At 47.4% G+C, this 16,493-nt stretch carries 13 protein-coding genes; 8 read left to right on the top strand and 5 right to left on the bottom strand.

Annotation, left to right across the window (positions count from 1 at the left end; genetic code table 11):
* Nucleotides 1-3 precede the first annotated feature (3 nt).
* The 3 genes from DXA36_RS16360 (at nucleotide 4) to metF (ending at nucleotide 4,323) form a co-directional block, all read left to right on the top strand.
* Entirely contained in the window at nucleotides 4-939 is a 936-nt protein-coding gene (locus DXA36_RS16360; RefSeq protein ID WP_009251533.1) for a LysR family transcriptional regulator, read from the top strand.
* 227 nt (nucleotides 940-1,166) lie between these two features.
* A complete protein-coding gene (gene metE, locus DXA36_RS16355) occupies nucleotides 1,167-3,437 on the top strand; it encodes a 5-methyltetrahydropteroyltriglutamate--homocysteine S-methyltransferase (RefSeq protein ID WP_009004413.1) in 2,271 nt (756 codons plus the stop codon).
* Between the two features lie 4 nt (nucleotides 3,438-3,441).
* Entirely contained in the window at nucleotides 3,442-4,323 is an 882-nt protein-coding gene (gene metF, locus DXA36_RS16350; protein ID WP_009004414.1) for a methylenetetrahydrofolate reductase [NAD(P)H], read from the top strand.
* A 428-nt stretch (nucleotides 4,324-4,751) separates the two neighbouring features.
* On the opposite strand, the gene DXA36_RS16345 is transcribed toward metF, so the two are convergent.
* The 3 genes from DXA36_RS16345 to DXA36_RS16335 all read right to left on the bottom strand — a co-directional run bounded on the left by DXA36_RS16345 (nucleotide 4,752) and on the right by DXA36_RS16335 (nucleotide 9,044).
* Complete coding sequence (locus DXA36_RS16345) at nucleotides 4,752-6,482, bottom strand: ABC transporter ATP-binding protein (RefSeq protein WP_009004415.1); 1,731 nt, start codon at nucleotides 6,480-6,482, stop codon at nucleotides 4,752-4,754.
* The gene (locus tag DXA36_RS16340) at nucleotides 6,479-8,254 is read right to left on the bottom strand and encodes an ABC transporter ATP-binding protein (protein WP_009004416.1); all 1,776 of its coding nucleotides are present in this window, start codon (nucleotides 8,252-8,254) and stop codon (nucleotides 6,479-6,481) included. Before DXA36_RS16340 ends, DXA36_RS16345 begins: the two co-directional genes overlap by 4 nt.
* Nucleotides 8,255-8,426: 172 nt before the next feature.
* Nucleotides 8,427-9,044, bottom strand: coding sequence for a TetR/AcrR family transcriptional regulator (locus tag DXA36_RS16335; RefSeq protein ID WP_009004417.1), 618 nt, complete (start codon nucleotides 9,042-9,044; stop codon nucleotides 8,427-8,429).
* 186 nt (nucleotides 9,045-9,230) lie between these two features.
* On the opposite strand from DXA36_RS16335, the gene DXA36_RS16330 reads away from it, so the two are divergent.
* The 5 genes from DXA36_RS16330 to DXA36_RS16310 all read left to right on the top strand — a co-directional run bounded on the left by DXA36_RS16330 (nucleotide 9,231) and on the right by DXA36_RS16310 (nucleotide 11,521).
* Nucleotides 9,231-9,422, top strand: a complete 192-nt coding sequence (locus tag DXA36_RS16330) for a hypothetical protein (RefSeq protein ID WP_009251534.1) — start codon at nucleotides 9,231-9,233, stop codon at nucleotides 9,420-9,422.
* A 90-nt stretch (nucleotides 9,423-9,512) separates the two neighbouring features.
* Nucleotides 9,513-10,043: a hypothetical protein gene (locus DXA36_RS16325; RefSeq protein ID WP_009004419.1), complete on the top strand. Its 531-nt coding sequence runs from the start codon at nucleotides 9,513-9,515 to the stop codon at nucleotides 10,041-10,043.
* A gap of 66 nt (nucleotides 10,044-10,109) precedes the next feature.
* On the top strand, nucleotides 10,110-10,748 hold the full coding sequence (locus tag DXA36_RS16320; protein WP_009251535.1) for a class I SAM-dependent methyltransferase: 639 nt from the start codon (nucleotides 10,110-10,112) through the stop codon (nucleotides 10,746-10,748).
* 75 nt (nucleotides 10,749-10,823) lie between these two features.
* Nucleotides 10,824-11,072 (top strand): hypothetical protein, encoded by a 249-nt coding sequence (locus DXA36_RS16315; RefSeq protein WP_009251536.1) that lies wholly within the window; start codon nucleotides 10,824-10,826, stop codon nucleotides 11,070-11,072.
* A gap of 80 nt (nucleotides 11,073-11,152) precedes the next feature.
* Nucleotides 11,153-11,521: a DUF6050 family protein gene (locus DXA36_RS16310; protein WP_009004422.1), complete on the top strand. Its 369-nt coding sequence runs from the start codon at nucleotides 11,153-11,155 to the stop codon at nucleotides 11,519-11,521.
* Between the two features lie 113 nt (nucleotides 11,522-11,634).
* Here the strand turns inward: DXA36_RS16310 and DXA36_RS16305 are convergent, their stop codons facing one another.
* Both DXA36_RS16305 and DXA36_RS16300 read right to left on the bottom strand, forming a co-directional pair.
* The gene (locus DXA36_RS16305; RefSeq protein WP_009004423.1) at nucleotides 11,635-11,835 is read right to left on the bottom strand and encodes a transposon-transfer assisting family protein; all 201 of its coding nucleotides are present in this window, start codon (nucleotides 11,833-11,835) and stop codon (nucleotides 11,635-11,637) included.
* A 3-nt stretch (nucleotides 11,836-11,838) separates the two neighbouring features.
* Complete coding sequence (locus DXA36_RS16300; RefSeq protein WP_016360007.1) at nucleotides 11,839-16,488, bottom strand: LPD25 domain-containing protein; 4,650 nt, start codon at nucleotides 16,486-16,488, stop codon at nucleotides 11,839-11,841.
* Nucleotides 16,489-16,493: the final 5 nt, after the last annotated feature.

The following is a 16,493-nucleotide window of genomic DNA, read 5'->3' as shown; positions in this document are numbered from 1 at the left end:
AAAATGACCTTACAACAGTTGCGGTATGTAGTAGCAGTGGCAGAAACCGGAACGATTACAGAAACAGCGGACAAGCTCTTTCTTTCACAGCCCAGCCTTACCAATGCCATCCGTGAGCTGGAAAAAGAAATGAAGATTCAAATTTTCCACAGGACAAAGAAAGGAATCATACTTTCTAAAGAGGGAGAAGATTTCTTAGGCTATGCCAGGCAGGTATTGGAACAGGCGGCAATTCTGGAAGATAAGTATAAAGGCGGAGACGGTGGGAAAAAGCAATTTTGCGTTTCCACACAGCACTACTCTTTTGCGGTGAATGCCTTTGTGGATTTAATTAAGGAATACGGGCAGGATACATATGATTTTTCTCTTAGAGAAACACAGACCTGTGAAATTATTGAGGATGTGGCTCATATGAAGAGTGAAATCGGTATCCTGTTTCTGAATGATTTTAACGAAGCGGTTCTTAACAAGATTTTAAAGTCCCGCGATTTGAAATTCCATCTTTTGTTTGTGGCAACCCCACATGTGTTTATCAGCCGAAACCATCCGTTTGCAGGCCGTTCCATCCTGACCAATGAGCAGCTTGCCCCCTATCCTTATCTGTCCTTCGAGCAGGGGGAGCATAATTCCTTCTATTTTTCCGAAGAACTTTTCTCCGTTTCAGAACGAAAAAAACAGATCCGGGTACGGGACAGGGCAACGTTGTTTAATCTTTTAATCGGGTTAAACGGGTATACGGTATGCAGCGGCGTAATTGATGAACAGTTGAATGGCAAGGATATTATTGCGGTTCCTCTCGCAGAAGAAAGCCACATGCGCATCGGTTATATTACGCACCAAAAGGGCAGAATCAGTAGGCTGGGAACGACTTATTTGGAGGCCTTGAAACACTATGTAGATGCAGAACACATGGGAGGCTGTAATTCAAACGAGAGTTAAAACGTCCGTTTCTATCCTCTGTTCATTGATTGAAAAGCGTCTATCCATAGCTTGAAGCTATGGATAGACGCTACTTATATATATTATACAAATCCAGTCATGTGATTTATACTGATAACAACGATCATATCTGGTGTATAGCCGGTTTGATTTCATGGAGTTCCCAATTCTCGTTTGAGTTTGGTGGATTCTATTGCGATAAGAGATAAGACGATAAGGAGGAAAGGATGCAGACATCAGTAATCGGATTTCCCAGAATCGGAACCTTACGGGAATTGAAGTTCGCTTCTGAGAAATATTTTAAAAAGGAAATTTCCGAAAAGGAATTGCTACAAACAGGGAAAGAGCTGCGGGTTACACATTGGAATACACAGAAACAGGCTGGCATTGACTATATCTCCTGTAATGACTTTTCGTATTATGATATGGTGCTGGACACAGTGGTTTTATTCAATCTAATTCCCAAACGATACAAAGAATTGAACCTGTCGGATTTGGATACCTATTTTGCAATGGCACGAGGCTACCAGGGGACTTCTGGCGATGTCAAGGCTCTTGCGATGAAAAAATGGTTCAATACCAATTACCATTACATTGTTCCGGAAATCGAGGATGATATGCAAATCATACTTGCGGGGAACAAGCCGTTTGCAGAATACAAAGAAGCAAAAGCCCTAGGAATTGAAACAAAACCCGTTGTAATCGGGGCCTATACCCTGCTTAAATTATGCCGTTATACAGGCAAAAAAACCTTGAAAGATATTGCAGGTTCTGTTGCGAAAGCCTATCAGGAGTTTCTTCACTCTTGTGAAGAAATCGGAATCCCATGGATTCAGTTTGACGAACCGTCTCTTGTGCAGGATATGGATCAGGAAGCCATCTCCTTGTTCCAGCAACTATATGATTCGATTCTTTCAGACAAAAGAAACTGCCATGTTCTATTGCAAACGTATTTTGGAGATGTCAGGGATATTTATCAGGAACTTCTTACCATGCCCTTTGACGGGATCGGCTTGGATTTTATTGAGGGGAAAAAGACCGCTTCCTTGATTGAAGCATATGGTTTTCCGCAGGATAAGCAGTTATTTGCCGGGTTGATTAACGGAAAAAACATTTGGAAGAACCACTATGAACCAACCTTGCGGATGATAAAGATGTTGCAGGCAAAGAGTATCCAATGTGTATTATCGACCTCCTGTTCGCTCCTGCATGTTCCTTACACATTAAAGCATGAGCACATGTTATCCAAACACTACACATCGTATTTCGCATTTGCAGAAGAAAAACTGGACGAGCTTGCGCAGCTTAAAGAACTTGCCCAATGTGAGGACTATCATGTAGCGTCATCTTATCAGGCGAACACAAAGCTGTTTGCGCAAGCAAGAGATTGCGTGAATGAAGATGTGCATCAACGGCTTTCCCGGATCACCGAAGATGATTATATCAGAAAACCCAGTCGCAACAAGCGGCAGGTATTGCAGAAACAGAAACTTGCATTGCCGGAATTCCCAACTACAACCATCGGTTCATTTCCCCAGACAAACGATGTAAAAGTAAAGCGATCCACTTACCGCAAAGGTGAAGTATCGGAAACAGAATACAAGGAGTTTATCAAAAAGAAAATTACGGAGTGCGTCAGATGGCAGGAAGAAATCGGACTGGACGTGCTGGTTCACGGAGAATATGAACGAAACGATATGGTGGAGTATTTTGGCGAAGCATTAGGAGGCTTTCTGTTCACAGAAAAAGCATGGGTACAGTCTTATGGTACGCGATGCGTAAAACCACCCATTATATGGGGGGATGTCTATCGTGAAAAAACCATTACCATTGAGTGGTCTGTCTATGCACAGTCCTTGACGAAAAAAGCAATGAAGGGAATGCTGACTGGCCCTGTAACAATCCTCAACTGGTCATTTCCACGAGAGGATATTTCTATCAAGGAATCCATTTCCCAAATTGCCCTAGCGATTCGTGATGAGGTATTGGATTTGGAGAAGAACGGAATTAAAATCATACAGATTGATGAGGCGGCTCTTCGGGAAAAACTGCCGCTTCGGAAATCAGACTGGCAGAAGGAATATTTGGATTTTGCAATTCCTGCGTTCCGCCTGACACACAGCGGCGTCCGACCGGAAACACAAATCCATACACATATGTGTTACAGTGAGTTCACAGACATTATTCCGGCGATTGACGATATGGACGCCGATGTCATTACGTTTGAAGCATCCCGTTCTGATCTGCAAATACTCACTTCGCTGCGGGAACACAACTTTGAAACAGAAGTGGGCCCGGGAGTATATGATATACATTCCCCAAGGGTTCCCTCTGTGGAGGAAATCGTTGCGGCCCTTCATATCATGCTTACCAAAATCGACTCAACCAAGCTCTGGGTCAATCCTGACTGTGGATTAAAGACAAGGGGGATACCGGAAACAGAGGAAAGCCTTAAACATATGGTAGAGGCGGCAAAAGTGATTCGGAAAGACGTATAACAAAATGAAGATTTCAGAACTATACCAAGCAAAACAGAATCAGGGGAACCCTTCTAAAAAAACCTTGTCCTTTGAAATATTCCCCCCAAAAAAGGACAGTGAGTTAAAGAACATTGACAAAACCCTGGCTGTGTTATGTGAACTGAATCCCGATTATATCAGTGTGACATTCGGTGCGGGAGGTGGTGCGAACCGCAACCGCACCATAGAGCTTGCGAAACGAATCAAACAGGAATATCATGTAGAGCCGGTGGTCCACTTAACCTGCCTACACTATGATAAAGCAGAAATTGATGAGTTTGCAAGGGTTCTTGCCAACGCCGGTCTGCAAAATGTCCTTGCACTTCGGGGTGATAAAAACCCGGATATGAGGGAAAAAGAATCGTTTTGTCATGCATCGGATTTGATTGCGTACCTGAAAGGCAAATGGGACTTTTGCTTTTTAGGAGCTTGTTACCCAGAGTGTCATCCTGAATCTGAGGATAAAGTCGGTGAGATCAGGCACTTAAAAGCAAAGGTAAACGCAGGCGCGGAGGTGTTGCTGTCACAATTATGTTTTGACAATCATGCGTTCTTTCGCTTTCAGGAGGCTTGCAGGATTGCCGACATTCAGGCTCCGATCATTCCAGGCATCATGCCCGTGATCAATGCCGCACAAATCAAGAGGATGATTACCATGTGTGGTGCAACATTTCCCGTCCAATTTCAAAAAATCATTCAAAAATACGAATCGAATAAGGAGGCTCTTTTTGATGCGGGAATGTCCTACGCATTAAGCCAGATTATTGATCTGCTTGTCAGCGATGTGGAAGGGATTCATTTATATACGATGAATAATCCCTTGGTTGCAAGGCGAATATGTGAGGGTATCCGCAATATCGTATAAGTTTCTGAGAGCGTATACAAGCAGAAGTAACTATGTGTAGGCGCAGGATCTCCAAATAAGTCCCAGATAGCGGGCAGCAGTTTTGAAGTAGTTTATTTCAAGGCTGCTGCCTTTTTTATACGATACAAATTTCAAGTTCCGAATACAATCGGTTTTCTCCCAGGCGGCCCAACTGCCTTTACTGTCCATACTGCGCTGAAATGCGCAAGCGCCGGAGCAAGAAGCTGTGGGCGCGAAAACACAGGGGGCATGCGTAGAAAAAGTAAAGGGAAAAGGCCCTGAAATCTCTGGGCCTTTTCCCTTGGTCGGAGGTGTGGCTGAGTGTTACTATCCCCCCCCGGAAACGGCATTTACTTTTTCTACAAATAGGCAACCAAAAAGCAATCGAGGATTGTTTGACCAATTCAGCCGGAAATAGATTGTACTTTCTAAATTCCCCAATCCCTACTCAACGTTTGCAGCTTGACCATATGGGGATAAATCGTTCCTGTATTCATCAGAGTTTCCGGAGTTCCCTGTTCCGCAACCAAACCACCTGAAAGCACAACCACTTTGTCTGCACCGCTTACGGTGCGCATACGGTGTGCGATTACAAGTGTGGTCTTATCCTTGATCAGCGTTGATAAAGCGGTCTGTATCAGTGTTTCATTTTCCACGTCCAGGCTCGCCGTTGCTTCATCCAGTAAAATGATGGGGGCATTTTTGAGGAAAGCGCGGGCGATTGAAATACGCTGCCGTTCACCGCCTGATAGTTCGCAGCCATTTTCACCGATCATACTACTATAACCGTCCGGGAGCTTTACAACAAATTCATCACAATTTGCCAGCTTTGCCGCTGCAATCACTTCTTCATCCGTTGCGTCTTTTCTGCCGATTCGGATATTCTCTATGACTGTGTTGTTAAACAGCGTCACATCTTGAAATACGATCGAGTACAGCGACAGCAAGGTTTCCGGTTCTATTTCCGATATATCCATACCGCCGACAGTGATTTTCCCCTTGCCGATATCCCAAAACCGAGCGGCAAGGCGTGATACCGTAGTTTTTCCGCCACCAGACGGGCCGACTAAGGCGGTCACTTCTCCCTGTTTTGCAGTAAAGGACACGTCTTTCAATACGGTTTCTCCGGTATTATAAGCAAATCCTACATGATCGAACACAATATCATAGCCTTGATTCGTTAGCCTGTTACTGCCTGTTTGGATAGGTTTGTCAAGGATTTCATTCATGCGGTTTATATTCGGTTTTGTGGAGATTACCGCAGCAAGATTTTGTAATGCCCCCTCAAGCGGAGCGTACAATCTGGAAGCTACAAGTAAAAACAGAAAGAACAGTGGAACATCAATCTCCCCACGAATAAGCAGCACTGAACCGACAAGCGCAACTGTGGCAATCCCGAATTTTAATATCAGAGTGGAGGACACAACAAACAGGGCCGTCCCCAGTTCTGTTATAATATGCCGTTTTTCCACATAGTCTATTTTTTTATTCAGTCCTTTTAGGTAGCTTTTTTCCGCATTGTTCGCCTTTAAGTCCTGTAAACTTTCGATACACTCCTGCACACCGCTTTCCAGCGCGACATTGGCCTCTACCGATTTACGGTTAAAGTATGTTTGGATGCGGGCTGAAAAGAATGTGATTACAAACGCGATCGGTAAAACCCAAACAGCCGCAAGCGCCATGCGCCAGTCATAGGCAAAAAGGCAGACTGCAATCAGTGTTGTGGAAATAAGGGAGCCTGCCAAAGCGGGCACATAATGGGAGAACGCTGTTTCCAGGGTGGCACAATCACCCATGATGGAATTTGTCAAATCAGCAAGGTCTTTTTTGCCAAAAAAGGACAGGGGGATTTTCCGGAGCTGTTCCGCTAAGGAAACACGCCTTACCCCACTTTCCACATAAGTTGCTAAATAGGTGGCATTGTATTGAAAATACGTTACTATGAATATGAGTACAAGGCAAGCCAAAGCGCCAACCGCATAGAAAGCAATGCGGCTCCCATTTACGCCCCTGTTCATGAGATCAATGACAAAACTATAGAGAAGCCCGACAGGGAGCATAAAGGATATGTCCTGAAAAACACAAGCGATACAGCCTTTGATCAAATCGACAGCCCCTTGCCTTGATAACGCAAAACGCCTTTGTAATATCTGAATCATGCGCTTACCTCCTTTGAAATCTTCCATTCTGCTGCTTCGGAATAATTTTTCCACATCCGTGTAAAGATTCCGTTCTTCTGTATCAGTCCGCTATGCGTGCCGCTTTCGGCAATCTCCCCGTCTTGCAGCACATAAATGCAGTCCGCGTCTGTAATGGATGATAATCTGTGTGCAATCATAATCACGGTTTTCCCTTTTGAAAGAACCGATAAAGCCTGTTGTATACGCACCTCATTGTCGGGATCGGCAAAAGCGGTCGCTTCATCAAGGATTAAAATAGGCGCGTTTTTCAAAATAGCGCGGGCGATCGCGATTCGCTGCTGTTCACCGCCAGACAGGTACACGCCGTTTGTGCCGACCACCGTATCGATGCCATTCGGTAATTTTTCAATGATGTCCATGCACTGTGCCGCTTGCAAGGCTTGGTTAATTTCCTCCCGTGTCGCGTCAGGCTTTGCCATACGCACGTTTTCCAAAATGGAGGCTTTGATAAGGCGGCTGTTTTGAAACACAAACGATACCGTATTCATCAGCGTTTCTTTTGGAATATCGCGTATGTCAATATTGCCTATCCGTATGCGTCCTTCTTGCGGATCAAAAAACCTTGTAACGATATTCGCAAGGGTCGTTTTGCCGCCGCCGGAAGCGCCTACCAAGGCGATTGTCTGCCCCGGTTCAATCCGCAATGACACATCATTGAGGGCATTTTTCTTGCCGTCATAGCTGTAACTAACGTGTTCCAATGTCACGCCGTTGTCATTTGGTACATGCTTCATTGGACTTTCGGATAACGGCTTTTCGTTCATCACTTCGTCAATTCTATTGAGCGCGTCCCTTACAATCATTGCATCCTCGCTCATAAACATGATTTTTGTAAGTGTCGTACCGATGACAGGAGTAATCACAATATAAAAGATCAGATTTAGTAGCAGTTCATTTGTTACGCCATTCCTTGTAAAGAGAATCCCACCGGCAATCAGAAAAGCGAATACGCCGTTGATTGCAGTTGTATAGAACATCATGGGAAGGCGGAGCCTCTTTGTGTAGGCGATCACCCATTTTTCATAATTATCAATAGTTCCTTTGAAGCGTTTGAAAGAAAAGATTGTCTGCCCGAACGTCTTTACAACGGGGACGCCCCTGACATATTCAACGGCTTCATTCGACATGTCGGAAAGTGCATTTTGGTACTGTTCCATGCTCTCAACCATATCTTTCCCGGTCATCTTCATCATAATTAGAAAACCAAGCACAACGGGAATAAGGCTTAAAATACCTAACCTCCAATCGAACCCAAGCAGTAAAAAGATCAATCCTATGGGGGTGGCAATTGCCCCCGCTTTGTCGGGAAGCCTGTGCGCCAGATACGTTTCCGTAGCGGCACTGGAACTGTTTACAATCCTCCGTAGTTTTCCGCTTCCATACTTTTCCGTTATACCAAGCGGCAGGGCTGTGATATGCTGCATAAGCTCTTTTCGGATATTAGCTGCAACCCGGAACGCGCTCATATGCGAACACATCAAAGCGGCTATGTAGACAAGAATCGAGAGAATCGCAGACAATACAGCAGACCAGCCGTATCTTGTGATATTCTCCGCCCGTGCGAAGTCTGGGGCAACTTTCAGTACATCATGAATGATACGCCATATATACCAAAATGGCACAAGCGCCAACAGCGCACTCATGGCAGACAGCACCCAGGAAAGATAGGTCAATATTTTATGCCTCCCGGCATACCCCATCAATTGGGATAAGTTAGACTGTTTTTTCATCAGAAACCCTCCTTAATAAATTTTTATGATATGCAGGGAATGATCCTCCCTCGAATATCCTTGTGTAGTACTTTGCGTTTTACATAGTTAGCGGCAGCTAACTAATGCGCCAAATATAATGGAAAGCGTGTGCTTCCCATTATGTATGAATGCTAGGTAGGATCGACTTTGTTTATTGCCCCATAAGCTTCATCCATCCAGCAGTATAAAAGGTTCTCATTGCTTCCAAATAGTGTTTTGCTTCTTCCAGTGGCATTTCGTGTATAATCAGCTCAAAAAAGGTGTTGAACATTCCCGTAATTAAGATATGTTCCAGCCGTTCATCAATGTGCGGTGACGGCCTGCCCAGATTTTCAAGCACCTTCAAATAATCATGCGTCCCTTTTGTTTCGATCTCCACCATTTCATCAATCAGCCTTGAAAAACGAGTTCCTTCCGATTTGCAAAGAATAAGCTTACATTCATTCAGATGATCGTAAGCGTATAGAAGCATCTCATACATACACTCGCCGGAAGTGGAGGTAAGCTTGTCCGGCTGTTCCTCCGGGGATGTTTCTGCAAATTCTTTTTGCGCCTTGCAAAAGCGATCCAATAAAAAGTTGTAATGTTTTCCTACCAGTGCTTCAAATAATTCTTCCTTGCTTTTATAGTAGCCATAAAACGCGCCGGTTGTCACACCTGCCATCTTGACGATATTCCGCAGCGAAGCGGACTGATAGCCTTTTTCAAGAAATTCCTGTAATGCGGCTGAAAATATTCGGTTTAAGGTTGTCTGTTCCTTTTTGTTCATTACTTCATCCTTGTTGTAACAATGTTATATATTACTGTTATATAATACGGAAAATTTATGAATTTGTCAATTCGTTTTTTAGATATATTTTAAATCTGCATACAAAGAATATGTTTCCATCCCCTTGGAATTGTGGTACAATAGAAAAAACGAATGCGAATCAGGGCATTAAAAGGAACTTTACATATGGGAATTTTGCAAATAGCGGTTCTTGTATTGCTGCTATATCTTGCTATCGTGATGCTGCTTGCATCAATACGGGCATGGATAGCAAGCAGGAAAGGGCGGGAAAACACCAGGAAAACATTTAAAGAAACGTTTTGGAATTGCTTCATAGAGTTTCTTGGAGAGATGCTTAATCCATTTAATTGGCTTTGATTTTGATAGTGGGTAAGTTCCATTGATCCAGCAGGCAAAGTACATATTTCAGTTAGTTGAAACTAACAAAAAAGAGGAGGCGGATAGAGATTGCTCCTATGGTTAAATCTTCTTTTGATATTTTTTGGTATAGGGCTATTTGGGCTGAGTTACTCACTCTTTCGTAAAAGCAAGGAAGATAAAGAGGGCCTTAGAATTTACGGTGCATTTGGCTATGGAGGTGTTGCCCTTATTGTCGGGGGAGCAGATCAGATCATTGGATATTATGTATCATATCCTTGGTGGTATAGTCTTGTTACATTGATTCTCCTGGAAATTGCAGTCTATTTCTTAATTCGACCGGGATTTCGTAAAAGCAATCAAGACGCTTTGAAGCGGAAGAATATATTGAAAATCATATTTGATGTTGTTCTTATTTTAAGTGCCATCTTGTTGAGCTGCAATTTATTCGGTCTGCGTTTGTTTCCAATGCAAAGTGACATAGCATGGCTGGCTTTTAGTTTAGGAAATATTGGAGCAATATGGATATCCGATATCTCCCGAAAAGCAAAATATATTTATATAACGTTATTTATTATCGCAGGCGTGTTTATAATGCTTGACCCGGTTTTGTTTATTTAGAAATCAGGGTGAAATTCAAACAGCACGGAACTCGTGGTAATACAAGAAGAAAGGATCGGTGATTCCATGGGGATTTTCAAACAGTTTTTTAACAACACCAGAAAGCCGGACGGTTGGATGGGGAAATTGATGGTCAACGGTATGAATCAAGGGCATGCCGCTGTTTCCGATTGGGGACTTTCCTATTTTCCAGATATACCGGTGGCGGCGCATTCCATGGTCGCAGATTTCGGATGTGGTGGAGGACGCAATACCGCAGCGCTTTTAAAGCGGTTTCCGGCTGCAACGGTCACAGCGCTGGACTATTCCAAGGTCGCTTGTGATAAAACAAAGCAGTTCAACCGGCATGAGGTACAGATTGGGAGATGTAACGTTGTGCAGGGGGATGTATCTCGTCTCCCCTTTGAAGCAGCGACATTTGATGTAATCACTGCCTTTGAAACGGTCTATTTCTGGCCGGGGCCAGTGGAGAGCTTTCAAGAAGTCTGGCGGGTACTGAAACCGGGTGGCACATTTATGATTGTGAATGAATCGGATGGTAGGAACACAAAAGACGAAAAATGGGCTGGTATCATCGATGGAATGCGTATTTTTACGCAGGAGCGGTTGACACAATACTTAAAAGATGCAGGCTTTTCCCAGATAGCCGCACATGTAAATCGGAAACAACACTGGATTTGTCTCCTGGCGGAGAAAGCACGGTAAGCGGAACCGCCGATTCAAAATGAGGATTTACAGAGATTTGTGTTACGGTTGTTGAAAGATTATAATGAGAATACGATGGAAATTATATCTGAGATTTTGGATTTGATTGTGGAGGGGACACTGGAGCTAATTGGCAGTAAAAAGGTTCCTATGATACTACGAATCATCGCCGGATTCGTTCTGATTGGGCTTTGTAGCGGTTTAGTCGGCTTGTTTGTTTATTTAGGAATGATGCATCAGCATCCTCTGTTGATAGTCATTGGAGTGGTTCTGTTACTGTTTATGGCCGTTACTGTGTATAGATATATCAAACAACACATGTGATGTCCTCAAAAATAAAAAGGACAAGCAAACAATAAAGATACTTACTTGATATTATCTTAAACGCATGAGGGAGGAATAGGATGACACGCGGAGAGATTTGGAAAGATTTTTTGAAACATACAGTTTTGACCTTGGTAATCGCACTGTTTCTGTTTTTGATCTTCAAGTCTGTCTTTACCAAAAACGGCGAAACGGAATATTTTTATGTCTGGCTCTGTTGCGGGATTCCCTTTGGGATTCGGAGAATGTTTGTCTGGCTGGTTCCCCATGGATATGACTTAGGCGGTTCGGTTGGTATTATTGCTGTGAATTTTATAATAGGCGGCCTGATCGGCGGGGTCATCCTGACTTGGCGTCTGGTGGTTGCTCTATGGTATATTCCTTTGACCATTTACCGATTGCTTGCCATAGGAAAAGAGAGTAAAATAGAGCGTGGATTGGAGGAGTAAAAACAGAACTTCGCTCCATTCAGATTGATACATATTCCGACAAACAGAAAATGAAAAAGCGCCGGACGCAAGGGCCATATAGCCCCCACGCCCGGCGCTTTTGCCTGCTTGGGTTATTCGTCTGTGAAATGGAACTGCTGGGCCTCGAAATCGGCGTCGCTCATGGCGTCCAGCTTATCGACGGTCTGGCAGGCCAGCACCCGGATGGCTGCCTCCATATCCAGCAGGGCTGCCCGGAGATTTTCCGCCGTCCTGCGGCGGTCGCTCTTGTGATACAGACAGATCAGGTTTTCTTCTTCTACGGTGAAATACATTTCTCATACCTCCAATTCCTTTGATTGCTCCCTCTTTGGGGGCTTCTTTTTCTGTTCCTCCTTAGCGGCGGCAAGCTGCGCCCGGATGGACGGCTTTTTCTGTTTCTGCGCCGTCCTGCGCGGCTGCTTGGGCTTTTTCGCCTCCGCCTTGGCTGCCTCGGCCACATCCAAAAGGGAAACCGGCTCCCCGGCTTTGGCCCTTGCTTCCAGTTCTCCCATGGATGGAGCATTGTTCAAAATGCCGTCAATCATGGTTTCGTTTTGCTCGGTGGACATTTCCGCCGTCTTGATATGGCTTTCCTGCCGGGCAGAGATGGCAAAGGCCCTTGTGCCGTTTGCCATGATAAGATACCTGCCGTCCTCCGACTGGTGGTGGAATCCATACCCGGCGGCCTCCATCTGTTCCCGGCTCATGGCGGTTACATAGAACGTCCCCCTCGGCGTTTTAACGGGTTCGCCCGTTTCCAGTTTGTCGGGGGTAAGCTGCTGTCCCTGCTCCTCGAAAAATTCCGGCACCTCCCGATAACCGATACGATCCACATAGTAGGCAGTCTGTTTTCCGTCTTGCCGGAACACCACAATATCCCCCAGAGAGAGGGAACGTCCCTTGTAATCGGCGGGATGTTCCATGTTGAACCGATGGTAAATCTCGTCCAGAGAGGGGTTCTTATCCAACGGAGCTGTGTAGACAAGCCGGTAATTCTTCCTGTCCACGGAAAGCCCGTCTGCCTGCAAGCCCTCATAGGAACGGTAGCGGAAGTTGCGCCCTTCCGGGCCGCGCGGCACTTGGTAGATGGAAAAGTTTGGCTGCGCCGGGGCATCGGAGCCAGAAGCAATATATTCCTCCACTGTCAAACCGGCCGCCTTGGCCTCCTGCGCGACCTCGGCCTGTACCTGCTCCCTGTAATCCTGTAAGCTCTTATCAAAGTCGGAAAGCTGCGGCGGCTCCGGTAAAGCTTCTCCCTGATTGAGAAGCGGACGGCACTTTGTTACATAGTTCATCAGGGCAGTCAAATAGGCGGTCTGCTCTGGCAACAGGGGATCGCCGGAGTGTAAAAGGCGCTGTGCCTCCTGCTCCATACGGGAAAGATTGCAGTGCTGTTTGAGATATGGGACAAAGGTATGCAGCAGCATATCCCGCTGGGCCTTGTCCGCCTCCCATGCTTCCGGCCCCTCATGGTGCAGCACATGGTTTTTCCAGCCTTCATCCTGCGCATAGTATTCGTGATACCCTTGGATATGTTCAATCAGGGAACCGTCCCCATCGCCAAAATCCTGCCGCCCCTCGTAGCTGTCCGGCTGGCCCTGCATGGTAAAATCAATGCGGAACTTGGTTTTATCGTACCAATGGCCCGTATAGCCCGGCTGTTCCCGGTCATGGCGCTGGGCCTCGTCCAGTGACTTAAAAACGGCCTCGGCCTCATGCAGCGGCATTTGCTGGCCGTCTTTCAGGTGAGGGCTTTCACTCCAAAGAATCGTAACAACCGGCTCCGCTGCCGGGTCAAGGGTGATCTGGCGCTCGGCGTTTGCCACAGCGATTTCACTGTCTATCCGGCTTTTTACAAAGCTGTCCACCTCGCCATGCTGCATTTCATAGCCCTGTTCGCAAAGCTCATTGACAAGGGCCATCACCTTTTGCGTATCGTCCACGGCCTCGGCATAGTCCACAATCAACCGGCGCTCCCCGTTGCCCAACCGCTGTCCGTCTTTTTCCGCTAAGTCAATCAAAGCGTTGGCCCGTTCCTTGGGGGACGCCTTCGGCATGAATGGTTTCCCATTCAAAAGACCGTCGATTCCGTTCCATGCCTGCGGCTGGGGAATGGCGTTGGCCTGTTCAGCGGCTTCCAGAAAATCATCCATCCTGTCGCCGGTCAGGAGTTCCATTGTCCCAGCCGGAAGCTCATGGATGGCAAGGATTTCTTTTCCGGCTTCCTCAAGGGACAGGTCGGGATTGTCAAGCTGGCCTCCGTCCAGCTCCTTATATTCGGGGCCATACAGTGTGTAGTCATAGCCGGTTTCCGATGTCTGGATATACAGGTAATCGCCGCTTTCCAGACGGTAGGCGGCCTCCTGCGGGGCTTCTGCCTGTTCCAGCGTTCCATCTCCGGCAATGGTAAAGCCCTGCGCCTGCGCCGCCTCCTTGCTTCCCTGCGACACTTCGCCGGTGGATTTCAAATCCGTGTCAATCAGCATTTGCAGTGTAGCCCGCACTTCCTCGGTCATGGCCTGCTGTTGCTTGGGGGGCAGCTTGGAAAACACGCCGTCCGGGTTTGTCTGCTCGGCGGCCTGCGGCTGTTCCTGCTGGGCCTGCCGTTCTTTCTGAAGCTCGGCAAGGCGGCTGTCAATGGTGGTAATCAGCTCATGGGCGGTGGCCCGGATGGTTTCAAGGGAGGCTTTCAGCTCTTTCAATTCCTTGCCGGAACTCCAACCAGCCACATAGCCAAAGGAATAATCGGAGGTGTCCAGCCCGTAATGCTGGCAGACGGCATAGGCCACGCTTTCGGCCTGCACCTCGCGGGTGCGGCTGTCGGGGCGGTCAGTCTGCTCCATGGCCGGGGCTTCCGGGTCAATGGCGTGGAGCTTGGCATGGGCGATCTCATGGATGGCTGTCTTTAGGGTTTGTAATTCACTCATGCCCTCCTGAATGGCGATCCGCTTTTCCATGAGGTGATAGTAGCCGTGAGAGCCACCGGGAATGTCCTCGAAGGCCATCGGGACGGGGGAGGCCTGTTCCAGCACCTTGAAAAAGTCCTCGTATTGCTCCACGCTGCCGGTCAGTTCTTCCGTGCCGATAGAGGGCAGCGGTTCTCCCTCGGTCTGGCTCACATCAAAGACGGAAACGATTTTAAATGCCGGAACTTGGATTTCCTGTACTTCGGTAACAGGCTTTCCGTCCTTTCCCGTCACTGGCTTTCCCTGGGCGTCCAGCCTCGGCACTTCCTTCTTTGCTTTGAACGGGGCCGGAGCCAGAATCTTGATGGCTTTTTCACCTTTCTTGACGTTGCGGTGAAAATCATCCCGCCACTTGTTGTAGCCCGCCACAAGCTGGCCGCCCTGCATGGCGATTAGGAGCGTGTTGTTGAAGCTGTAACTGTGGAACTTCGCCATAGAGGTGAGATAGGCTTTGTACCGTTCACTTTCAAAAAGCTCCTGTATGCCGGTTTCCAGCCGGTCGGTGATTTCTTTCATGCGGTCGGCGCTGTTCTGGCTGTTCAGGAGAATGGGGGTGACGGGCTGCGGGGCCTGTACCTCCGACTCTGGCTGGGCGCTCGGTTCCTCGTGCAGCGCTTCCGGCGCGGGGTAGGCCATCACCCGGTATTCCTCCGGCACGGGCTGACCCTCATGAATGCGCTGCCATTCCTCGCCGGTTCGCAGGAGATAGCCAAACTCAGTGAATGTCCCTTTTTCCTCCTTGGCAATAAACCGGCCCAGCCGTTCCGTGTCAATGGCCGGTTTCCATTCATCAGGAACGACCATCAGGCCGGAATGATTCAGGTAGTGTTCCCCCAAGGTGCGGTTGTCCTTGGCCTCGATTAAAACAAAGCAATCCGTGTTTTCGGTATAGTCGATGATCTGGCCGATGGTCTGAAATTTCTCCGGGGAGTGCATGACGGCGTTTAACTGCAAACGTTCCACATCGTCCAGCTTTTGAAGCTGCACCGCAAGAAAATTCAGTTCGTCCACACTGGCGGATTGTATCAAGTCCTCCGACAGTTCCAGCGGTTGCCCCTCCTGGGTAGAAAAGCCGTCAATAAACAAGTCCTGCTGGTTGTCGGCGGTGATGTGGATTTCCTTTAGAGCTTCCTGTACCTGTTCGGCGGTGGTCGGCAAGGAAAGCCAGTAGCCATGCGGCCTGTCGGTCTGCGCTTCGGCGCGGTTATCAAGAAAAATAGAAAATACTTCGTTCACGAGTTTCCTCCTTTCAGGCGGTTGGATAGCGGCGGACGGCTCCGGCTGTTCTTTCCCGGCCCCGGTGGTCTGCTGGGGCAGCTCGGCGGCCTGTTGGGGCGCTTCCCCCTCGATGGTGTAGCCGGGGAGCAGGAGGCCGTTTACCTTGAAATAGTCGGCGTACTTCTTGGGGATGACCGGGGAGATTTCCGTAAACAAATGCTGGTGGGCTTTGATTCGCCCATTCAGATATTTGTCCAGTTCTTCCCGACTGGCAAATACTTTCCGATCCTGTCCGGCAATCCGGGCCTGCCGGTAGCTTCCAGGCGCATTGGTATAAATGCTCCAGCGCAGTGTCCAGGAGTAAGGGACAGATTTCTTCGCCGTGCTGTCATACCGGGTATTCTCGGAAATGGAATAGGTCATTTTATAGACCGCGTTGCTTCGGACACGGAGGAAATCCCCCTGCGCCTCCCACTGGTTGGAAGTGTGGGTGACGGGAAGCGTCCGGGCATATTCCAGGGCTTTGTCAAGAAACAGGGTTCTTCCGGCTTGTTCCTCCCATGCGGCGGCCTGTGTCTTTAAGCGGTCAAAGATTTCCTGTTCTGCGGCGGCGCTTTCCGCCCGCAGGGAAAGAATCTCTGCAAGAGGCAGCTTTACCACTTCGGAGAGATCGGCCTTGCCGCTTTCAAAGTACATCCGGCGCTCAATCCGCATGATGTTAGCCGGTTCTAAGTTATCGTGGTCGTAAGAGCTATAAGACATTTGGT

Source organism: Eisenbergiella sp. OF01-20, from assembly GCF_003478085.1.
In the GTDB taxonomy this organism is placed as follows: domain Bacteria; phylum Bacillota; class Clostridia; order Lachnospirales; family Lachnospiraceae; genus Eisenbergiella.
This window is presented reverse-complemented; position numbering and strand designations above follow the sequence as displayed.